Annotated in this window: 24 protein-coding genes; 13 read left to right on the forward strand and 11 right to left on the reverse strand. The window is 48.1% G+C overall.

Annotation, left to right across the window (positions count from 1 at the left end; all coding sequences use genetic code 11):
- Position 1 precedes the first annotated feature (1 nt).
- The 12 genes from secY to accC all read left to right on the forward strand — a co-directional run bounded on the left by secY (position 2) and on the right by accC (position 8216).
- Positions 2-1423 carry a preprotein translocase subunit SecY gene (gene secY / locus J8C06_RS03345; protein WP_211429377.1) on the forward strand — a complete coding sequence of 474 codons (1422 nt, stop codon included), beginning with the start codon at positions 2-4 and terminating at the stop codon, positions 1421-1423.
- Positions 1410-2096, forward strand: a complete 687-nt coding sequence (locus J8C06_RS03350) for an adenylate kinase family protein (RefSeq protein WP_211429378.1) — start codon at positions 1410-1412, stop codon at positions 2094-2096. The genes secY and J8C06_RS03350 overlap by 14 nt, the downstream gene beginning before the upstream one ends.
- Positions 2093-2845 (forward strand): type I methionyl aminopeptidase, encoded by a 753-nt coding sequence (map, locus tag J8C06_RS03355; RefSeq protein WP_211429379.1) that lies wholly within the window; start codon positions 2093-2095, stop codon positions 2843-2845. The genes J8C06_RS03350 and map overlap by 4 nt, the downstream gene beginning before the upstream one ends.
- Positions 2846-2883: 38 nt before the next feature.
- On the forward strand, positions 2884-3102 hold the full coding sequence (infA, locus tag J8C06_RS03360) for a translation initiation factor IF-1 (RefSeq protein ID WP_211429380.1): 219 nt from the start codon (positions 2884-2886) through the stop codon (positions 3100-3102).
- Between the two features lie 35 nt (positions 3103-3137).
- Positions 3138-3251, forward strand: a complete 114-nt coding sequence (rpmJ, locus tag J8C06_RS03365; protein ID WP_211429381.1) for a 50S ribosomal protein L36 — start codon at positions 3138-3140, stop codon at positions 3249-3251.
- A 33-nt stretch (positions 3252-3284) separates the two neighbouring features.
- Positions 3285-3668: a 30S ribosomal protein S13 gene (gene rpsM / locus J8C06_RS03370; protein ID WP_211429382.1), complete on the forward strand. Its 384-nt coding sequence runs from the start codon at positions 3285-3287 to the stop codon at positions 3666-3668.
- Positions 3669-3700: 32 nt separating this feature from the next.
- On the forward strand, positions 3701-4117 hold the full coding sequence (rpsK, locus tag J8C06_RS03375) for a 30S ribosomal protein S11 (RefSeq protein ID WP_211429383.1): 417 nt from the start codon (positions 3701-3703) through the stop codon (positions 4115-4117).
- 51 nt (positions 4118-4168) lie between these two features.
- Positions 4169-4807: a 30S ribosomal protein S4 gene (gene rpsD / locus J8C06_RS03380; RefSeq protein WP_211429384.1), complete on the forward strand. Its 639-nt coding sequence runs from the start codon at positions 4169-4171 to the stop codon at positions 4805-4807.
- Between the two features lie 41 nt (positions 4808-4848).
- Positions 4849-5841 carry a DNA-directed RNA polymerase subunit alpha gene (locus J8C06_RS03385; RefSeq protein WP_211429385.1) on the forward strand — a complete coding sequence of 331 codons (993 nt, stop codon included), beginning with the start codon at positions 4849-4851 and terminating at the stop codon, positions 5839-5841.
- A gap of 40 nt (positions 5842-5881) precedes the next feature.
- Positions 5882-6310 (forward strand): 50S ribosomal protein L17, encoded by a 429-nt coding sequence (gene rplQ / locus J8C06_RS03390; RefSeq protein WP_211429386.1) that lies wholly within the window; start codon positions 5882-5884, stop codon positions 6308-6310.
- A gap of 98 nt (positions 6311-6408) precedes the next feature.
- Positions 6409-6867 carry an acetyl-CoA carboxylase biotin carboxyl carrier protein gene (gene accB, locus J8C06_RS03395; protein ID WP_211429387.1) on the forward strand — a complete coding sequence of 153 codons (459 nt, stop codon included), beginning with the start codon at positions 6409-6411 and terminating at the stop codon, positions 6865-6867.
- Positions 6868-6869: 2 nt separating this feature from the next.
- Positions 6870-8216, forward strand: a complete 1347-nt coding sequence (accC, locus tag J8C06_RS03400; protein WP_211429388.1) for an acetyl-CoA carboxylase biotin carboxylase subunit — start codon at positions 6870-6872, stop codon at positions 8214-8216.
- A 10-nt stretch (positions 8217-8226) separates the two neighbouring features.
- On the opposite strand, the gene J8C06_RS03405 is transcribed toward accC, so the two are convergent.
- Entirely contained in the window at positions 8227-9558 is a 1332-nt protein-coding gene (locus tag J8C06_RS03405) for a CCA tRNA nucleotidyltransferase (protein WP_211429389.1), read from the reverse strand.
- A gap of 12 nt (positions 9559-9570) precedes the next feature.
- A complete protein-coding gene (locus J8C06_RS03410) occupies positions 9571-10263 on the reverse strand; it encodes an HAD family hydrolase (RefSeq protein WP_211429390.1) in 693 nt (230 codons plus the stop codon).
- Between the two features lie 56 nt (positions 10264-10319).
- On the opposite strand from J8C06_RS03410, the gene J8C06_RS03415 reads away from it, so the two are divergent.
- Positions 10320-10709 (forward strand): hypothetical protein, encoded by a 390-nt coding sequence (locus J8C06_RS03415; RefSeq protein ID WP_211429391.1) that lies wholly within the window; start codon positions 10320-10322, stop codon positions 10707-10709.
- Between the two features lie 4 nt (positions 10710-10713).
- Here J8C06_RS03415 and deoC read toward each other — a convergent pair whose 3' ends face one another.
- From deoC to J8C06_RS03460, 9 genes are all read right to left on the reverse strand, one after another.
- Positions 10714-11406: a deoxyribose-phosphate aldolase gene (gene deoC, locus J8C06_RS03420; RefSeq protein WP_211429392.1), complete on the reverse strand. Its 693-nt coding sequence runs from the start codon at positions 11404-11406 to the stop codon at positions 10714-10716.
- A gap of 15 nt (positions 11407-11421) precedes the next feature.
- Positions 11422-12528 (reverse strand): HEAT repeat domain-containing protein, encoded by a 1107-nt coding sequence (locus tag J8C06_RS03425; RefSeq protein WP_211429393.1) that lies wholly within the window; start codon positions 12526-12528, stop codon positions 11422-11424.
- Positions 12529-12748: 220 nt separating this feature from the next.
- Entirely contained in the window at positions 12749-14569 is a 1821-nt protein-coding gene (locus J8C06_RS03430) for an acyl-CoA dehydrogenase family protein (protein ID WP_246602072.1), read from the reverse strand.
- A gap of 122 nt (positions 14570-14691) precedes the next feature.
- Entirely contained in the window at positions 14692-15324 is a 633-nt protein-coding gene (locus J8C06_RS03435) for a hypothetical protein (RefSeq protein ID WP_211429394.1), read from the reverse strand.
- 11 nt (positions 15325-15335) lie between these two features.
- Positions 15336-16529, reverse strand: a complete 1194-nt coding sequence (locus J8C06_RS03440) for a thiolase family protein (RefSeq protein WP_211429395.1) — start codon at positions 16527-16529, stop codon at positions 15336-15338.
- 40 nt (positions 16530-16569) lie between these two features.
- Positions 16570-16770 (reverse strand): hypothetical protein, encoded by a 201-nt coding sequence (locus J8C06_RS03445; protein WP_211429396.1) that lies wholly within the window; start codon positions 16768-16770, stop codon positions 16570-16572.
- A gap of 41 nt (positions 16771-16811) precedes the next feature.
- Positions 16812-19193, reverse strand: a complete 2382-nt coding sequence (locus J8C06_RS03450) for a 3-hydroxyacyl-CoA dehydrogenase/enoyl-CoA hydratase family protein (RefSeq protein WP_211429397.1) — start codon at positions 19191-19193, stop codon at positions 16812-16814.
- Between the two features lie 92 nt (positions 19194-19285).
- Complete coding sequence (locus J8C06_RS03455) at positions 19286-21133, reverse strand: AMP-dependent synthetase/ligase (protein WP_211429398.1); 1848 nt, start codon at positions 21131-21133, stop codon at positions 19286-19288.
- Between the two features lie 3 nt (positions 21134-21136).
- Entirely contained in the window at positions 21137-21808 is a 672-nt protein-coding gene (locus J8C06_RS03460) for a TetR/AcrR family transcriptional regulator (RefSeq protein WP_211429399.1), read from the reverse strand.
- Between the last annotated feature and the right edge of the window lie 42 nt (positions 21809-21850).

Here is a 21850-nt window from a genome sequence, read left to right on the forward strand (position 1 = left end):
AATGAGCATAATTGATACTACAAAAAGTGTTATTACCAACATAGCACAGTCAAAAGATGTTCGGAGTAGATTAATATTTGCCCTGGGCATGCTCTTGATTTATAGGTTAGGCAGTCACGTACGTGTGCCAGGGATAGATCAGGATCGACTTAAACTAATTTGGCAGAATTTACAAGGATCATTAGTTGGTGTTCTTGACTTATTTTCAGGTGGAAACCTAAAAGTCATATCTATATTTGCTTTAGGCATTACACCATACATAACAGCTTCAATAGTTATCCAGCTACTCACCGTAGCTATTCCATCATTGAAAAAATTGCAAGAAGAAGGCGATGCCGGAAGGCGTAAAATTAACCAATATACAAGATATTCGACTATAGGACTTTCACTTATTCAGTCTACAGCCATAACATTTTGGATATTATCACAACCAGGACTTGTCAATATAACTCAAAGCATTTTTGTCCCAGTTGCAGTTATAACACTGACTACTGGAACAGCGTTGGTCATGTGGATAGGAGAGCAGATAACAGAGAGAGGAATTGGTAATGGTATTAGTTTGCTGATATTTGCTGGGATAGTGGTTAGGTTCCCATCCACGCTCCTTCAATTCTTCGACAAGCTTGGAAATGATCCTGTCTCTGCACTTGAGTCCTTACTCATAGTAGCTCTGCTCTTAGCTCTTGTCATTACAATTGTTTTCGTGGAAAAAGCATACCGCGCTATTCCTATAGAGTATGCCAAGCGTAAGATGGAAGGATCTCAGTCCAAATCTTCTTATATACCCTTGAAGATCAACATGTCAGGTGTCATTCCCGTCATTTTCGCTTCCTCTTTACTTGCATTTCCACTGACGATAGCCCAATTTTCCAACGTAGATAGTTCAGTTGCCGACTTCTTGACTAGAGTATTACGCCCAAGCCATCCCATATACGAACTGGTCTTTACTATTGGAATTATATTTTTCTCGTTTTTTTATGTTTCTGTGATATTTGATGTCCAAGAAGTGTCTAACAATCTTCGCAAGTATGGCAGTTATATTCCAACTGTGCGGCCTGGGAAATCAACAGCTGATTACCTTTCACTTATTTTGAATAGGCTTACCCTAGTAGGGGCAATATACCTATCCTTTATTTGTTTTGTGCCACAGTTTATTGCAAGTGGCTTGGATGTGGCAGAGCTTCCGATAATAGGAGATTGGTTATATACTGCCATCTCTACAAACAATGTGTTATCTTGGATAGTAAAAGGTTTTGGCTACACATTTTACTTTGGCGGAACATCTCTACTGATTGCCGTTGGTGTTTCTATGGACACTGCTCAGCAGGTAGAGGCACGACTTCTTACTAAAAAATATGAATCTTCAAGTGGGGTTAGGGTAAGGGGGCGGCGAGCTTTGCAGGAGGCTAATGATGCGCAGTAGAAAACCTCTTGTAATTATCATGATAGGCCCTCCTGGCTCAGGTAAGGGAACTCAATCGAGTAAGATAGGAGCATCACTTGGTATACCGAAAATTTCAACTGGTGATATTTTGCGTGCTGTTGCCTCAGAGAAAACTTTGTTTGCTGAAAGTATAAGAAATACAATATCTTCAGGTGGTTTAGTTTCTGATGAGATATTGGCTACATTAATTAAATCAAGACTTGCTTCTTCTGATTGTGAAAATGGGTTTATTTTAGACGGTTATCCACGAAATACTGAGCAAGCAATCTATCTCGAAAGCCTGTTATCTGAGGCTAAGTATTACATAGTTGTAGTTGAAATCGATCTGCCAGAAGATGTTTTGATAAAGCGAGTGACTGGACGTTTCTCTTGCAAGCTCTGCGGCGCTATATACAATAAGTACTTTCGAGAAACAAAGAAGAAAGGCGTTTGTGACGAGTGTGGAAGCTTAGAATTTGTATATCGCTCTGATGATAGTGAAGTAGTTGTTACAGAAAGGCTGAGAGAGTATGCTCGTCAGACACTGCCAGTTATAGATTTCTACAAATCGAAAAAGATGCTACATAAGATTGATGGGAATAAAACTGCTTGTGATGTTTATACCGACCTAATGTCTATATTTTCACAACTGAATGAGTCAGCTGGTCAATGATCATAACAAAAACCTCTCAGCAGATAAAAAAAATGCATTCTGCTGGTAGGTATCTAGCAGAGTTGCTCTTAGTGCTTAAAGAAGAGACTTTGCCTGGCATCACGACTTTGCAGCTGGATAAAATTGCTGAAGAATGGTTGCACTGTAAACGTTTATATTCTCCCTTCAAAGGCTATCGTGGCTACCCGTCAAGTATATGCGTGTCTATTAATGAGCAAGTTGTTCATGGCATTCCTGCTAAGCGATTGATAAAGGAAGGTGATATTGTTAGTATAGATGCAGGCGTTGTCTTTGATGGGTATGTTGCCGATTCTGCGATTACTATTCCAGTAGGGGAGGTTTCAAAAGACATTCAGAACTTGCTTAGCGTGACAGAGTCCTCGTTGCGTCGAGGTATAGAGCAAATGGTCGAGGGAAACCGGCTTTATGACATTACATATGCGATACAATCTTATGTTGAGTCTAGTGGGTATAGTTTAGTCAAGGAATTTTGTGGCCACGGTGTGGGTCGTAAGATGCACGAAGAGCCACAGGTTCCTAACTGTGGGCACAAGCCAAATACTGGCCCACGTCTTCGTAGTGGGTGGGTGTTGGCAGTTGAGCCTATGGTTAACATGGGCTTGCCAGATGTGAAAATTGAAAGTGATGGATGGACAGTTGTTACTTGTGACGGTCTGCCTTCGGCTCACTTCGAGCATACGATTGCAATAACTCCAAATGGTCCGTTGGTGCTTACTGATTTATCCTAGTAACACATTGAGATTTATGGCTTGCTAGGGGAGGGGTTGTGCCTAAGGAAGATTCAATTGAGGCCTCAGCTTTCGTTTTAGAGGCTCTTCCAAATGCTACTTTTCGTGTTGAGCTTGAGAATAAACACGTAGTTCTTGCTCGAATTTCAGGCAAAATGCGGAAAAACTTTATTAAGATATTGCCTGGTGATAAAGTTTTAGTTGAGCTTTCGCCTTATGACTTGACAAGAGGGAGAATTGTTTACCGTTATAAGTAAGTTTAGCGATATACTAGCTGAAAGGTTTAACTATCATGAAGGTTAGAGCATCTGTTAAGAAAATATGCAAATCTTGTAAGATTATTACGAGATTTGGTGTCGTCAGAGTCATATGTATTAACCCTAAACACAAACAAAGACAAGGTTGATAAACTTACACGTAATTATTTTGGAGTAGTTTTATGGCACGCGTTGCTGGTGTAGATCTTCCAGAAGACAAAAGAGTTGAGATTGCCCTAACCTATATATATGGCATAGGTAGGTCTTTGTCATCTAAAATACTTGAAAAGGCCAATGTCGATCCAGGTATAAAAATGCATAACCTGTCTGAGGATGAACTAGGCCGTATAAGAGCTGTTATTGACACCTCTATTGTTGTGGAGGGTGATCTAAGAAAACAAATCCAGTTGGATATAAAGCGGCTAATGGAGATTCAGTCTTATCGGGGTTTGAGACACAGAAGAAGTCTTCCCGTACGTGGGCAAAGAACGCATACAAATGCAAGAACGCGTAAAGGTCCTCGAAGAGCAACAATTGCTAAGAAGAAGGCTCCTGGGAAGAAGTAATCTAAATTAAACCCGAAACAAGGTTCACTACTATGGCGAAAAAGAATAGTCAGTCTAAACCTTCTTTGAAGAAAAAGACGTTCAAGAAAAAAGAAAAGAAGAATATCCCACAAGGAATAGTCCACATTCAAGCTTCTTTCAATAATACTCTAGTAAGCATAACGGATCTGAATGGTAATCTATTAGCTGCTAGTAGCTCTGGTGCGCTTGGCTTCAAGGGATCAAGGAAAGGTACTCCGTTTGCAGCACAGCAGGCAGCTGCTAAAGCAACGGCAGTTGCAAAAGAATCAGGTTTGCAATCTTGCGAGGTTCGTATCAGTGGACCTGGTTCTGGTCGAGAGTCTGCGATAAGAGCTATTCAAGCTAATGGCGTGGAGGTTCGTCTCATTCGTGATGTTACTCCTATCCCACACAATGGTTGTCGTCCGCGCAAGAAGCGAAGGGTTTAACTCTCCGACTTAGGGTACTTTGAGTATTGAAATAAGATAGGAAGGTGTACTTTGGCAAGATATCGTGATGCTGTTTGTCGTCTTTGTCGTCGTGAGGGGGCTAAGCTCTTTTTGAAAGGGAATAGATGCTATAAACCCTCTTGTCCAATAGAAAAGAGAGGGACATATCCACCTGGTCAGCATGGTAAAGACTCTAAGCGAGGAAAGCTGACGGGATATGGTGAACAATTACGAGAAAAGCAAAAAGTGAAGCGTATATATGGGATGCTGGAAGGTCAGTTCAGGAGTTATTTTGAGAAGGCATCTCGTCAGCGTGGTATTGTTGGAGAGAATCTACTAGTTTTACTTGAAAAACGACTCGACAATGTTGTTTACAGGATTGGTTTTGCAACCTCTAGAGCACAGGCCCGCCAGTTAGTAAATCATGGACATGTGAGAGTGAATGGCAAAAAAGTAGATATCCCCTCTTTTCAGGTAAAAGTTGGAGATATTATATCAATAAAGGATGAAAGTGCGAAAAACCCTCACATACTGCATGCATTTGAAACGGCTGTCGGGCGAGGCCGTCCAAATTGGATAGAAGTTGAGAATAAGACAATACTATCTGGCCGCGTAGTTTCATTGCCAAGACGAGAGGATATTACTCAATCCATCAGTGAGCAGATGATTATTGAGTTGTACTCTAAGTAGACTTTGAAGGTAACTTACTGCCTAAGCGATGGGAGCGATTTATGTGGGCATCTTTTCAGCGTCCTAAAAAGCTAGACTGTGATTTGGAAACACTCACTGACACTTATGGCTGCTTTCAAGCTCAACCCTTTGAGAGAGGTTTTGGGACTACTGTTGGTAATAGTATTCGCCGGGCTCTATACTCTTCAATGGAAGGGGCCGCAATAACAGCCGTGAAAATCGAGGGCGCGCTGCATGAATTTTCTTCAATCCCTGGTATTGTCGAGGACGCAACGGATATTATCCTGAATTTGAAAAGAATTCCCTTTAAGATGTTACACAATCAGTCAGTTTCTACATTGCGACTCAGAGCTACTGAACCAGGTGGAATTTATTCACGCGATATTGAAACTGAAGGTGATGTAGAAATTCTAGACAAAAACCTCTACATTGCAACTGTCAGTGAGGGAGGATCTCTATCTGTCGAAATGCGTCTAAAAATGGGACGGGGATACGTTTCTGCCGACAGAAACTTCGATGAAGATTTAGCGATTGGATATATACCGATCGACTCGGTTCACTCGCCTATAAAACGTGTCCGTTGTAATGTTGAGTCAGCTCGTCTTGGTCAGGATACAGATTACGAAAAGCTCATACTAGAAGTCTGGACCAATGGGAGTATAAAACCTACTGACTCAATTGGCTTAGCCGCTAAGTTAGTCAAAGACCATATGTCAATATTCATAAATTTTGAAGAAACAGAGGTAGGTGTAGAGCCAGTTGAAGTTCAGCATCCAAAACGAGTTAATAACGAAAATTTAGACCGTTCAGTTGAAGAGCTCGAATTAAGTGTCAGATCCTACAACTGTTTGAAGAATGCAGATATAAGAACAATTAGAGAACTCGTCCAGAAAAACGAGCAAGAGATGCTTAAGACTAAAAATTTCGGACGTAAGTCGCTCAATGAAATAAAAGAGATACTAGCTGCTATGGGTCTTGGATTAGGTGCAATTTTTGACGAGAATGGTAATATAGTTGGTTACAGGAATGACTAGCCAAAACTGATTTCAGTTTGCGAGAGGTAGCTTGGAAACGATGAGACATCTAAATGCACATAGGAAATTAGGGAGGACTTCGGCACATAGGAAGTCTTTATTGAGAAATCTTGCAACATCCTTAGTATTAAATGAAAAGTTAGTCACGACTCTGCAAAAAGCAAAGGAGCTTCGCCCATTCGTAGAACGAGCTGTGACATTAGGTAAGCGTGGCGACTTACATGCTCGACGACTAGCAGCCGGTTATTTCCATGCTGGAAATCAGAAATGGAACTCAAACCCAAAGCGCCTGCAAACAGGGACGCAGAGGACGGCTGGTGTGGCTGCTCTATCGAAGCTCTTTGATGTTCTCTCTGCGCGTTTTTCAGACAGAAAGGGTGGTTATACTCGAATATTAAAACTTGGAACGCGTCGAGGTGACGGTGCCGAGCTGGCAATAATTGAATTTGTCGGACCAGAGGACAATTGATATCTAACTCTGACAAATCGGATGAAAATGCTCTAGCTTCGATACTTGATGCTATATCATTGTGTCGAAGCTAAAACTTTTTAGTACGGAGAGAAGATATGAACTTAAAAGAAATAAAAGAGCTCATAGAATTTGTAAGTGAAAAACAAATAGCTGAATTAGAAATTGATAAAGCTGGACTAAAACTTCGGATTAGAACAACTCAATCTGTCGAAACTACCAGTTCTCATCTGCCTACTCTATCGCCAACGAGTATCTCGCTGCCTTCTGGGGGCACTCATATTGAAACCCAGGCTCCAGAAAAGCAAGAAGAGGACTTATATATAGTTCGCTCTCCTATTGTTGGCACTTTTTACAGGGCACCGGGTCCAGATGCGAAACCCTTTGTTGAGGTGGGTACACAAGTGTCGTCCGGTACTGTGCTGTGTATTATTGAGGCAATGAAATTGATGAATGAGGTTGAGTCTGATGTGTCAGGTGAGATTGTTAAGATACATCAAGAAAATGGTAAGCCTGTTGAATTTGGTCAACCCTTGTTCTCTGTGAAAAGGAATTAGCTGTGCCTTTATTCAAGAAAGTCCTTATTGCAAATCGAGGTGAAATAGCCTGTCGCATCATCTGGGCGTGTCGTGAGCTAGGATTGAAAACTGTTGCTGTTTATTCCCAGGCAGATGCTGACTCCTTACATGTTCGTTTTGCTGACGAGGCAGTTTGCATTGGTCCTGCATCATCAAAGCAGAGTTATCTCAACATACCATCTGTGATCAGTGCCGCTGAGGTTACAAATGCTGATGCTATTCACCCAGGATACGGCTTTTTATCTGAGAATGCTCGTTTTGCAGAGGTTTGTGAGGCTTGTAATATAACGTTTATAGGCCCATCACCTAGTGCAATTAGGATGATGGGGGACAAAGCTACAGCTAAGGCCACGATGAAGGCATCTGGAGTTCCCGTTGTGCCTGGGAGTGATGGCGTGATTGATTCATTCGAGGTTGCAGCGTCGGTTGCTTCCGAAATTGGTTTTCCAGTAATGATCAAGGCTACAGCTGGTGGTGGTGGACGAGGAATGCGAGTTGTGCATTCTATAAATGACCTCCAATCTAACTTTGATTCTGCTCAATCCGAAGCTGCTGCTGCTTTTGGTAATCCAAGTGTTTATATAGAGAAGTATATAGAAAACCCACGCCACATTGAAATACAGGTTCTAGCTGATAAACACGGAAATGCTGTTCATTTCGGTGAACGTGATTGCTCAATTCAACGTAGAAATCAAAAACTTGTTGAGGAATCACCAAGTCCGGTCGTTTCAGCTGAAATGCGATCTCAAATAGGCCGGGCAGCACTCAATGCATGTGCTGGGGCTAATTATTTTAGTGCTGGAACAGTTGAGTTTATTGTTGACGAAAAATTGAATTTTTACTTCATGGAGATGAATACTCGAATACAAGTTGAACATCCAGTAACAGAGTATGTAGCTAATGTAGATTTGGTTCGTGAGCAAATACTTGTGGCGGCGGGGGAAAAACTTGATCATTCACAGCAGGACATTGTACTCAATGGACACGCAATTGAATGTAGGATAAACGCTGAAGACCCTCAAACATTTACCCCTTCACCTGGTTGTATTACCTCTCTAAACTTACCTGGTGGCCCTGGCGTGCGTGTTGATACCCATGCTTATCCTGGCTACCACGTACCACCTTACTATGATTCACTTATAGCTAAGCTCATTGTCCATGCGCCAACTCGCGACCAGGCAGTAGCCCGCATGAGAAGGGCGCTAGATACTTTTGTTATCGAGGGTATAAAGACAACAATACCTCTCCATCAACGTATTATGGATAGTGAAATTTTTAAGTCTGGTCACTTTTCAACTCGATTTCTTGAAGAGTTTTTAGCAAGGTAGTAATATGAAACTATTCACTAATTCTTTTTTTATACAGAGTTTTTGCTAACAACTTTGCATCCTCTAGATTAATGACTTTCCCATCAATTTCGAGTTCATGGATTTGATTGATAATGCTTTTTATGTGTGGACCTGGGGGGATACCTACCTCTAAGATATGCCGCCCCTTAAGTAGATCCTGAAAGGGATTTTGTAATAAGCTAAACATTTTCACTTTCTCCTCAGCCCAGGACAGATATTCACTTTCAGGAGTGTGGAAAATAGATTTCAGAAAACAAATTAATAGTTTTATATCTATGATTCTTGCCAATCTTTTCAAATATGAAAATTCGAAGTTCTGTTTTTTTGATTGATAGAATATCTTGTAAGCAGGCAGATGTGTAGATATTATAACTAAAACTTGATTCCTTATATTGTGTCCCTTATAAGTGTATATACCTAAGCTATCAAGTAAGTCAATAAGTCTTGTTGTGCTCAATCCCAGACCTAAAATAGATAGTAATACTGAAAGTTTTTCTGGTTCACTTAATTCTTTTGTATTCTTTTTCCCTCGATCAATTGAAATTAATGTATAATCCCAGAAAGCTTCTTTTGTATAAGGATTTTCAGAAATCATCGAGCTATGCAAATCCCAGAGCATAGGTAAGACTTGGCTAATTATTCCAAGTTTGAGACAATAATCGAGTCCTATAGATGGTTTTGGGGATAGTAAGAGTAATTTTTCAATTTCCTTACGCACTCTCTCCTTAGGGATATCCCCCAAGGAAGTTTGTTGGCACATAGCTATGGTTTCAGGCGATATACTTAGTTGATAGCGAGATGCTAGCTGTGCCGCGCGTAAAACTCTCAGTGAATCGTCCCTAAATGTGCTGTGATTAACTGCCTGAAGCCTTTTGTTGGCTAAGTCTTCCACTCCTCGGAAAGGATCTAAGATAGTCTGTGTAAAAGGGTCCTGTAGAATTGCATTGATTGTAAAATCACGACGACTAGCTGCTTCGTGAAATGGCATCCAAGGATTGCCCTCAATAAGAAATCCACGATGGCCTGGTCTGAGTTTCGACTCATGTCGCGGAAGTGATACGTCAATTTCTATCGAGGCATTGGCTTTAGGCCGTAACTTATAGACAGCAAAGTGTTCTCCGACTGTATTAACACTACCATGCCGCTCTAGTAATTCCCTTAGTTGACCACTAGGTAGTCCGTAAACTTCAATATCGTAATCCTTTACTGGGTAGTTGAGCAATCTATCGCGTACACAGCCTCCGACAAGAAATCCTTTCCCTCCTGATGACTCAATAGTTTTACAAACTGCAATAAGCCATTCTGGGATAGATTGCACCATTTTGATTTGCAATCAGCTTTTTTGCACACTTAGGTAATTTTGAATAGACTCGAGGTTGAGCTGACTTATGGATTCAAAGATGAAGTCAGCTTTGTATAATTTTTCTCTGGCATAAGAATTAGTGATAGCGACACAGTGCATACCAGCTGCTTTAGCCGCTTCAACTCCAGCTACTGAATCTTCGATAACTAAGCATTCAGATGCAGAAATTTCCTCTTTTGCCATATTTTTTTTATTTAAGTGATTAAGCGCAAGCAAATATCCTTCTGGAGACGGCTTTCCATGTTGTACATCGTCTGCGCTGATGATCAGACTAAAATGTTCTAGTAAGGAATGAAGTGAAAGTAAAGTAGTGATTTCTTGCCTCAAGGCTCCTGAGCAGATAGCCAACTGGACAAGTGGTGAGTACTTTTTTATCCAATCACTTACCCCGTGAAAGAGTTTGGCTTGGGGTAGTAACATTTCTAATTTTGAAGTTTTATAGTGGATAAGCTGTGCAAGTTTTTCTAACGAAAGTTCAACACCAACCTCTAAAAAGAATTTCCTAAAGCAACCTTTGTCGTCTAATGCCAAGAAGTGTTGATCATATGTTTGACGATTAATATCTAGCCCTTCTTGTAAGAGTGTGTCTCTTAGTCCAGTGAAATGAATTTCTTCACTGTCCACAATAACGCCATCGAAATCGAAAATTACGGCTTTTATCATAGTCAAACTTGAGGTAATCTACTCTATTCCAATCTGGTATCCTGGGGAGGGTAGTTATGAGGGCTTCTGTTCTTGTGTCGATTTGGTTGCTTTTGTGCGGCTCCTTGCTTGACAGTACATTTGCTCAAGGCAGCGTTGGCATAGGAAGGGCTCCACGTACGGCCAGTGAGATAAAGCGAAACCTAAAAACAATTCTAGTTGTAAAGTCAATAAACTCAGATCTTTACACTATTGAAGCCACCGATGAAATTACTGGTGATGAGTTAACTTATCGTGTCTCCCGTAATGCCAAAATCACAACTGAAAAAGGATTTCCAATAGTTGGTCGTGGTAAAGAAGTTAAATTAAGCGACATCCAGCCTGGGCAGCGATTAGAAGTTGTATATCGGGAATCTTTACCTACGCAGTTAACAAGAGTAACGTTGTTGAAAGACAAGGCTAACTAAATTATCAATACTGGAACAGTCCCTTTTCATCACACACAATGGCGACGCTGTTGCTCGTCCCAAGACGGGTGGCACCAGCCGCGATTAATTGTTCTGCCATTTCTCGGCTACGGATGCCACCGGATGCTTTGATTTGGATTTTTCCTTGTGCAGTTTGATAGAGTAGCTTGACATCACCTATGGTTGCGCCAGGCTGGTTGAACCCGGTGGACGTTTTGACAAAGTCTGCTCCAGAGGACTGGATAATTTGGCAAGCCTTGACTTTTTCGTTGTCAGTTAGTAGTGATGTTTCAATAATTACTTTACAGATTGCGTTGTACCTTTGCACTGTCTTAACAACAGCTAAGATATCCGCTTCAACTAGTGAAAAATCACCCTCTTTGAGCTTGCCGATTCTCATAACCATGTCTATTTCACGGGCTCCATTTTCAAGGGCTTGCTGGGCTTCAAAGACCTTAACTTCAGTCGTTGTCGCGCCAAGCGGAAACCCAACAACTGTGCAGACGGTTGTTGCTTGACCAGATAGCTCATGAGCTGCTTGAGAAACCCATGCTGGATTTACGCACACGGATGCGAACCTGTACCGTTTGGCCTCATCACAGCAGCGTGTAATATCGGCACTGGTTGCTTCTGGCTTCAAAAGTGTATGGTCAATGTATGCAGCAAGTGATGATGGTTGTCTGACTATTTCTGACATGGTTACTTGAACGCCCTAATTGCTCTGTAGAACTTGAGTGACGGTTTCACGGGCAAAGCGGTCTTCACTTTGCAGAAGTTGAAGAAGTATCGACTCTCCAGCGTCACCGAGTTTCTTGAGGGACTGAGCTGCATTGTGCCGTACCCACCACGCCTTGTCACTTACGGCGTCCTGGAGTGCTGATAGTCCAGCCGTGAGCTGTAAGTCTCCAATTGCTCGTGCGGCGACGGCACGAACTTCCCAGTTTTTGTCGCCTAGTGCCCGGAGGATACTGCCAATTTCCTGAGATGATTCCACGCCAAGTGCTGTCAAAGCACGAATTGCGCGGGTGCGCAGATTAACTGAATCGCTTTCTAGCAGACGAATTGCAGCTTGTCGTCCAGTGACTGGGTTAATGTAGCTCCGTGCGTGTGATCCGAAATCGGTGATCAAGTCGAGAACAGTGGCCATAATGCGCTCACGGCGCTCCCGTACACCACCGGCCGAGTCTAACAACTCCATGAGTGGAAGCGTCAGGTCAAGCCGCATGTCAAGTAAGCGATTTGCGGCCTGCATCAGTTGCCATCCGTTGGCTTCCGAGAGCGCAAGCACAACCGGTTTGATGCCGCGCGCGTCAGCTAGTTCCGTGAGCGCCCAGACGGCGACCAGCCGTAACTCAGCCGAGCTATGCCTGCTAGCGCGTTCAAGGGTATCGAGTGCGGGGAGGTGGCGTAGCCGACCAAGTCGAAAGGTGGCGCGTGACTGTTCTTCTAGTGTTCCATTACGAACGGTTTGAATGTCATCGGCGATCAGCCCAAGTGTTTCATAGAGCAGCGCCAACGACTTCCGTACGGTGTCAGAGGCTTCTTCTCCGTAAGCCTCAATAATCACGTGCTTGAGCGCCTCAACCTCATCACGGGTCGTTGCTTGCAGAGACTGTGCTATGGTCATCAAGTCTTCAGGTGACTTTGCTTGAGCAATGGCATCCTGTAGCTTACGGAGCTGGCTGCGATAACGTTCATAGTGTCGCCTTTGCTGTTCAATCCAGCGAGCCTGCAAAGCTCGGTAAGACAGCACAAATCCAAGCCCCCCCACCGGCACTATCACTAACAAGCTAGAAATCAGTAATAACCAGTCAGACATTGCGCCTGTCCTTGAGAAATATTGGTCTAGCTCGACCGTGAGAACGGTCAGGCTGAGACGAGCGCCCGCCAGAAACGTTAGGGGAAGTACCCTGTCTCGGCAATTCAAAATTTCCTGACTAGTGATAATTGAGAAGCGCGGGAGCAATCATATTGCTCCCGCGCACGACACGCTCCGCGAAGGATTGCGCTGGCGGCCGGGCCTGAACCGCCTACCCTACTCAGATAGAAAAGACCGGATACCCCTGTACTTCGAAGGCGCGGTCGGCCAAGCGCCGACGTAGCCCAACCGTATCAATCGGCTCATACTTGCTAAAGCGTTTGACGGCTGCAAGTTGCATGCGGAGATTATCTCCTTCTGACAATGTCGGGAGAATCCGTCGGGCCGTCAGTTCAATTCGCCCGACCGCGTCATTGATGAATACCTGCGTTGCGGCTAGGGCATCCTGAGTCGCCACTTCGTCTGGTCGTGACTGGTGAAGCTTCAGTGCTCTGAGGTAACTACTTTCCATGGCAAACACATCCATGGCGATGTCGCTAAAAGCGATGAGCACTTCTTGTTCCTCAGTCAGTTTTTGTCCGTACTTCTGAACGGCAATTCCTGCAATGAGCAGGGCTATTTTCTTGCAGTCAGCAATCGCTTTGCGTTCCTTGGCTAGTGGCGCGTCGTCCTCCTCATCAAAGGAAGGCCCAGCCAGCAATTCTTCAAGGATGCGCTGCGTCGCCTGCATAATCGGCAGTTCACCACGCATGCCCCGCTTGAGCAGCATGCCAGGAATGAGCAGCCGGTTGATTTCATTTGTCCCTTCAAAAATGCGGTTGATGCGCGCGTCACGGTAGGCCCGGGCCACCGGATACTCCTCTGAGTACCCATAGCCGCCGAAGGTTTGAACGGCCTCATCCGCCACATAACCCAGCATTTCGCTGCCATAGACCTTCATAATCGAGCATTCGATGGCATATTCCTCGATGCCCTTGAGAATCCGATCAGCGTCGTCCGCGTCAACGTCGGCAAGAATGTTATGAATGAGACCAGCCGTCCGGTAAGACATGCTCTCCGTGGCGTAAATACGCGCCACCATTTCTCCGATTTTGTGCTTGATAGCACCAAACGAGCCAATCGGGCGATCAAACTGCTTGCGTTCCATGGCGTACTTGGTGGTGTGCTCAAGGATGGACTTTGCCCCGCCAACGACGCCGCCGCCAAGTTTGTAACGCCCCAAGTTCAGGCAGTTGAAAGCAATAAGGTGTCCCTTGCCGACTTCCCCAAGCAGGTTTTCCTTTGGAACTGGGACATTTTCGAGGATGAGCTGGCGCGTCGATGAGCTGTGAATGCCCATCTTGTCCTCTTCCTTGCCGGTCGAAACGCCCGGATAGTCCCGGTGTACAATAAAGGCTGAGAATTTCTCACCATCCACTTTGCAAAATACAATGAAAATATCGGCAAAGCCGGCGTTGGAAATCCACATTTTCGTGCCGTTGAGTATGTAATGCGTGCCTTCTTCGTTGAGCACAGCTTTAGCCCGCGCGCCAAGCGCGTCTGAACCACTCCCTGGCTCTGAGAGCGCATAAGCTGCCAACCACTCCCCAGTTCCAAGTTTAGGCAAGTAGTGCGCCTTCTGCTCCGGTGTGCCAAAGTAGGTAATTGGCCAAGTTCCAATACCTGTATGTCCGCCAAGTGAAACCGAAAAGCCACCAGATCGTGAGATAAATTCAGAGACCAGCATTTGGCATACTTTGTCAAGTTCTAGTCCGTCATACTTAGCCGGAATATCACCTGCCAATAAGCCAATGTCTGCCGCCTTGCGGAGCAAGCTGACGGTCAAGCTGAAGTCACCGGTTTTATATTGCTTTTCAAGCTTCTCCATGTTTGGGAGTACTTCATTATTGACAAAATCAGCCGTGGTTTTAGCAATCATGCGCTGTTCGTCATTGAAGTCTTCTGGCGTGAAGACGTCCTGGGGCGAAACCATTTCAATGAGAAAGCTTCCGCCTTTGGGGTAGGCAGATCGGGTCTCAGGAGCGGGTTTTGGGGCTGACATGGGTGAACATCCTTTCTATACCAGCCTGGGGCTATTGCAGACTGGTATCGTGAGCAAAGTTGGATGGCTAGCGTCGAGGGAGGAGCAACGCCTATGTTACGCGCTCATTGGCTTTCTATGGCTCATTTGCGCGACGAAGATTTGAGGAATGCAAAGCTTTTGAATGATCGCTCAAACATGGCAGCACCCTCTGGGCGTTCCCAGAGCGCGCTTGGCGCCGCAGCTTGAATAATGTAGAGGTTATTTTGGTGAACAATACCGTATTCAACCGTGCGATAGGTTTTTTCCCCGTCTATTTCATAAATGAAAAGTACAGCTTCTCTTCCGGCCAGCGAAGCTTTTTCAAACTTGAGAATACGGAGTTGAGAAGCTGAGATCTCCGAAGTGTCTTGAGATTGGGCCGCGCGACGGTTATCGGCGTAGCTGATTTTCACTTGGCGCAGCCGCGCTTCCATGCCATTCGGCATGATGACGCTTGGAAGGGCAATGACCGCAAAGCGCGGCGACCACATGTCAGACTCTTCGGCCAAGCAGGCAAGCTTGGGCAGGCCTGAATCCTCTTCATTGACGATGGTCCACAGCCGATCCGGCTTGACGAAGCGAATCCCCATGGACTCACTGACGACTTCAGGACTCGCCGCCACGCGCGCGTTATCGTCCGATTTCTCTTGCCCGATGGTCAGCGTATAGAGGGTGACTAGGGTCACAAGCCCTAGCACAACACCATGCCCCCAGCGTTTGGTACGACCTAACATGATCTGGCCTCCTATGCTGCTTCGTCAGCAAAAACCTCGAAAATGCCAGCCGCGCCCATGCCGCCTCCAACGCACATCGTTACCATGCCGTAGCCGCCGCCACGGCGACGCAACTCATAAATCAACGATGCAGTGAGCTTGGCTCCGGTGCAGCCTAGAGGATGCCCAAGCGCAATTGCCCCACCGTTGACATTGACCCGTTCTGGATCAAGTTCCAGTGCCTTGATGACGGCCAGTGATTGCGCGGCGAAGGCTTCGTTGAGTTCGATGAGCTTGATGGCATCGAGCGTCAAGCTAGCTCGCTTCAATGCTTTAGGTATGGCTTCAACCGGACCGATCCCCATGATCTCAGGGGCGACACCCCCGGTGGCAAATGCCACAAAGCGGGCCAGCGGCTTGAGGCCCAGCTCCCGGGCCTTGGCATCTGACATAACAACCGCAGCAGCAGCCCCGTCGCTAGTCTGTGAGGAGTTGCCGGCGGTTACTTGTCCTGCGATGTGGAAAGCTGGCTTGAGTTTTGCCAATGCCTCAAGAGTTGTATCGCTCCGTGGGCCTTCGTCCACCTCGAAAATTTGCTCAGTTGTGACTGTTTTCCCACGCGCGTCACGATGCTTGTGCGTTACGGTGACCGGAGCGATTTCTTCACGAAACTTGCCCTCCGCAAGCGCTGCCAACGCGCGCTGATGGCTACGGTATGAGAACTCATCCGCTGCCTCGCGGGAAATATCGTATTTACGGGCCACCATCTCAGCGGTTAGTCCCATGCCGAGGTAAACATCTGGATAGGTTTCAACCAGCGTTGGGTTAGGGGATAGCTTGTTGCCGGTCATTGGAATGAGCGACATGCTCTCCGTCCCCCCCGCCACGATCACATCCGCGCCGCCAGCCCGAATCCGTTCGGCTGCAAACGCAATCGTTTGCAGCCCAGACGCGCAAAAGCGATTGACCGTCACCGCACTGACCGATACCGGTAATCCGGCGCGCAGGGCAGCAATCCGAGCCACGTTCATGCCTTGTTCGGCCTCTGGCATGGCGCAGCCCATCATCACATCGTCAATCGCAACCGGATCAAGGGGGGACGCGCGCTCGACAGCCGCACGGATGGCTACGGATCCAAAATCATCGGGGCGGACGTGCGCAAGTGCGCCTTTCTTGGCTTTCCCAACCGCCGTGCGGACGGCAGAGACAATGACGGCTTCGTTCATGAACAAATACCTCGGTCAAAAAACAGGTCAGTCGGGTGGTTCAGCTCTCGCCGAGAATTTTCAGGGCGGACCGGTAAGGTTCTTCAAGAGCGGCAATTTCTTGGACACGCTCTTCGTAGTACTGCGTGAACATCTCACGTTGTTCGTCGTCCTTGGCCAGGCCAATTTGCTGTTTCCAGTGACGGAGCCAGATATTGGCTTCCTTGTAGCGTTTGACGATTTCTTCAGGGGTGCGAGCCATAAACCCTCCACAGAGTCAGCAGATAAGGTCTTGCCGCTTGCCTAGTTGCGCAGCGGTTTGCCAGTCTTGAGTGTGTGCTGGATGCGTTCCTGGGTTTTTCGTTCACCCAGCAGGCTCAGGAAGCCCTCCCGCTCCAGATCAAGCAAGTCTTGTTCAGAAACTGTGCTGGGATGGTTGAGGTCACCGCCGGTCAGTACTTTGGCGACCTTGCTCCCGATTAGAACATCATGTTCGGTGGCGTAACCGGCCCGGAACATCTGGTGTAACCCAAGCTTGAGCGCGGCCAACCCGGATTCACCAAGGGCCGGAATATCGCTCCGCATGGTCGGTTGTCGGTAACCTTCCAGGGCCAGCGCGAGAACCGTTTGTTTGGCATCGGCAATCAGTCGGTCGCGGTTCATGGTCACGCCATCCGTCGGCCGCAGGTAGCCCAATTCACGGGCTTCTTCGGCGCTGGTCGAAGTTTTGGCCAGCATGATGTTCTGGAACACTTCCTTGACAAAGGCCAGTAGGTCGGCGTCCGTCCCACGGGCGCGGTCGGCGCAGCGAATGAGCATTTCCTTTGTCCCGCCACCGGCCGGAAGCAGTCCGACGCCAACTTCGACCAATCCGATATAGCTTTCCGCCGCTGCGCGCACCCGGTCGGCATGGAGCGTCATCTCACAGCCACCACCCAGCGTCAGCCCAAACGGCGCAACCACGGTCGGCTTGGGTGAGTATCGCAGCGACATCACCGTGTTCTGGAAGGTCCGAATGGCGTGGTTGAGTTCATCCCACTCACCCTCCTGCGCACCCATCAGCATCATCATCAAGTTGGCCCCAGCACTGAAGTTCTCACCCTGATTTCCAACGACCAACCCGACGAAGTTTTGCGCTACTTCCTTGACGGCGAACTGGATCATGCTGATGGTGTCCGCGCCAAGCGCATTCATCTTGGTATGGAACTCGAGGCAGGCCACGCCATCGCCCAGGTCAATCAACGAAGCTCCAGCGTTTTTCTTGATAACACCCGTCCGCTCCTTGACCGACTTGAGCGCAATGACCCCCACCCGATCTCCGACTGGTTCATGGGTTTTCCGCGCTGGCACAAAAACTGTTGGCTTGGTGTCACTGGCCGCATAGAAACTGGTTTTGCCAGTTGCAAGCAGGTCGGTAACCAGTGCCGGGATTGGCTTGCCATCCGCTTCCAGCCGCTTGACCGTATCGGTCACACCGAGCGCATCCCAGGTTTCAAAGGGGCCAAGCTCCCAGTTGTAGCCCCATTTCATGGCGCGGTCCACCTGCACGAGGTCATCGGTGATTTCGGGAATGCGGTTGGCGGTGTAAACCAGGGCGTCGCCAATCACTGACCACAAAAATTGCCCGACTTTGTCTTTGCCATTGACGAGAAAGCGCAAGCGTTCGCGTCCGTCACTGATGCGTTTGGCTTCTTCGAGGGAAGGGAAGCTGACCTTGGGTTGTGGGCGGTACGTCAGGGTACGGTAGTCCAGCTCGTGGATTTCACGCCCGGCTTCCGTCTGAATCCGTTTGTAAAAGCCCTGTCCGGCCTTGTCGCCAATCCAGCGTCGTTCAACCATCTGGGAAATGAAGTCCGGCGGCACGAACACCCCCCGGCACTCATCTTCGGGAATGGTCTCATAAACGGTTTTGGCAACGGCAACGGTAGTGTCCAGACCCGACAGGTCTCCGGTGCGGAACGTGGCGCTGTTCGGACGCCCGATGGCAGGGCCGGTCATCTTGTCCACTTCGGTAATGGAAAGCCCCATGTCCATCATGACTTGGATCGTCCGCATGAAGCCATAAATGCCAATGCGGTTGGCGATGAAGTTCGGCCGGTCGTTGGCATAAACAATGCCCTTGCCAAGCAACTCGTCGCAGAGCTTGGAAGCAAAGCAGGCGGCTTCAGGATCGGTGTCCGGTGTGCGAATCAGCTCGACCAAGTACATGTAGCGCGGCGGATTGAAGAAGTGGGTTCCCAGAAAGTTCCGCCGGAAATCTTCCGACCGACCGGCAGCCAGCGACGTGATGGGAATACCGGACGTGTTGGAGGTGATCAGGCTGCCTGGCTTGCGGAAGGGTTCAATCTTCTCGTAGAGCGCCTGCTTGATGGCGAGGTTTTCGGTCACGGCCTCAATAATCCAGTCAGCATCTTTCAGCCATTCGAGGTGATCCTCAAGGTTGCCAGCCCGAATCCGGGCAGCATGGCTCGCCAGGAAAAACGGGGCCGGCTTCAGCTTGTGCATCTTTTCAAGCGCTGAAAGCGCAAAGCGGCTGCGGGCTTTCGCATCGGCATCAGGCGGGGTATCAGGCGGAACGATGTCGAGCAACACCACGGGAATTCCAGCATTGGCAAGGTGAGCTGCAATCTGCGCGCCCATCACACCCGCGCCAAGCACGGCCGCCTTTTCCATTCTACGAGCCATAGTCACAAATCCTTTTGGGTTATGAGATCAAGCCAACTCACCTAAGCTGAGTCGGATGCTTGAGGCCTATCCTGTTTGTCACCACGTTGCTGTCACGTGGTAGCTGCGCGCTCCTGTCCATAGATCGCGTCAATTTTGTCCTTGTATTTTTCATCCACGACACGGCGTTTGACCTTGAGCGTTGGTGTCAGCTCGCCGTTTTCAATCGTGAGTTCGTTTTCGAGCAAAGCAATGTTTTTGATTTTTTCCCACTGGGCGAGATGGGGGGTTAGGCGTTCGACTTCCTGCCGATAAAAGTCGAGCACTTTGGGATGTTCGAGTTGTTGCGCCAGACTGGCCGACGTGATGCCAGCTTCACGCGCTAGATTCTCAAGCGTGGACGGCGTCGGTACGATGAGCGCCCCTGGAAACTTTCGTCCATTGCCGACCACGACCGCCTGCACGATGTGTGGGGAAGTCTTCAAAATGTTCTCAATTGGTTGAGGCGCGATGTATTTGCCGCCAGACGTCTTGAAGAGGTCTTTCTTGCGGTCGGTGATCCGTAAGAAGCCATCGGCATCCAACTCGCCAATGTCGCCGGTACAAAACCATCCATCCGCCGTTAGGACTTCGGCAGTTTTGTCGGGCTTGTTGTAATAGCCCCGCATGACGTGCCGGCCACGGGTCAGGATTTCGCCATCGGGCGCGATTTTGATTTCCACCCCGCGAAGTGGCTTTCCAACCGTGCCGGGGCGGTTTTCAGCTTTCGTGTTGGACGTGATGACCGGGGAGGTTTCCGTCAGGCCATAACCCTCCAGGATGGACAACCCCATGGCCGAAAAGACGTGCGCGATGTCTTCAGCGAGAGCCGCTCCGCCAGACGAAAAGAACTTGATGCGGGGCGCGATCTTGTTCTTGATCTTGGACAACACGAGCGCGTGTGCAATGTCATACTGAAGGGAAAGCAAGGGCGGCACCTCACCGCGGCACTTGGCCCGTGAATACTCGCGTCCAGTCTGAAGGGCCCAGGTAAAAAGCTTTGTTTTCAGCCCACCGGCCTTGCGACCCTCGTCTTCAATTTTGGCCAGGATTTTCTCGAAGATGCGTGGCACGCTCGTCATGACTGTGGGCTGAATCTCCATGAGGTTCTGTGCCACGGTGTCCACGCTTTCCGCAAAGTACATCGAGACGCCTGAGTAAACAAAAACGTTCATGACCGTTCGCTCATAGACGTGCGAAAGCGGCAGGTATGACAGCGCGATGTCTTCGGGGCCGAGGTCAGTCAGGCGCTCGACGTTAGCCACCAGATTGAACGTCAAGTTGTCGTGCGTGAGCATAACCCCTTTGGGGTCACCCGTCGTGCCCGAGGTGTAGATGAGCGTCGCCAAGTCGTCCGGCGTGGCCGCGCGAACCATTTCATCGAGAAAATCACTCGGCACACCCCGGTCGCCCATTTGCGCCAGCTCCTCAAAGGTCATGACCTTGACCCGTGACGGGAGTGGCTTCGTGATCGTGACCGGATCAAAGGTCACGATGAACTTCAGTTGGGGCATCTCGCCAATCGCGTTAGCGGCTTTATCGAACTGCTTTTGATTAGAAAGGACGAGCGTTTCCGCACCGGCATCGTTGATGATGTAGGCAATCTGCGCACCGGTGGACGTCCCATAGATCGGGACGTCCACGGCTCCACAGCTCAGGAGCGCTACATCGGTAATCGTCCATTCAAGGCGATTTTCAGAGAGTAATCCCACCCGGTCGCCGCGCTGAATGCCAAGGGCAAGGAATCCTGACCGGGCCTTGCGTACCCGTTCAGCAAAGGCTGCATGCGAAACTTTGACCCACTGCCCAGCTTCTTTGTAAGCAAAGGCATCTTCCTTGGCATGATTGCGGATGGCAGCCGCATATGCTTCACAGAGGGTGGTCGGGAGTTTGGCGACCGATGGGGACGTACCGTATGCCATACCTTATGCCTCGTTGAGTTGGGGCGCTGAATGCCGCGCCTGGGGTGCCAGACCGTGCAAGAGAAGGTCGAGCACTGGCTCGACGGCGCCTGCCAGCGGTTTGCCACGCCGACTCAGAATCCAGTTGGTAGCCATTTCGTCGAGCGCGCCAAAAAACACTTTGGTGGCGATTCGCGCATTGATTTCCGCCCGAAACTCACCAACACGCTGTCCGTCCTCGATGACCTGCTGAATCAGGTCAAGGTACTCACTGAGTTTTTTCGTCGAGAACTCTTCCATGAACTTCGTTGAATGCCGAATCTCGACCTCAAACACCACCGCCAAGTCACGGTCGCGGCCGAGCATTTCCAAGTGTAGCCGCGCAATTTCACGGAGCTGGGCAAGCGGACTCGTCAACGGGGCAATCGCCGCCCGAACGTGCGCAATGAAGGAATCCAGCATTTCCGTGATGATGGAAAAAAGCAGGTCATCCTTGTTTTTGAAATATAAATAGACTGTCCCATCAGCCACGCCGGCTTCCCGCGCCACATCGGAAACTTTGGAATTAAAATAGCCGTTCCGCGCAAAAACCTTTATTGCCGCGCGGAGAATAGTGTCGTGCTTGCCATTCTCACCTTTGGAAGTTGAGGTCGGCAGCTTATCGGCGGTGCGGGTAGTGGCCGCGAGTCGCGCCATCGTGAACGAGCCCTCTAAAAGACTAGATTGAACTGTCGGGAC

The organism is Chloracidobacterium validum, assembly GCF_018304825.1.
GTDB lineage: Bacteria > Acidobacteriota > Blastocatellia > Chloracidobacteriales > Chloracidobacteriaceae > Chloracidobacterium > Chloracidobacterium validum.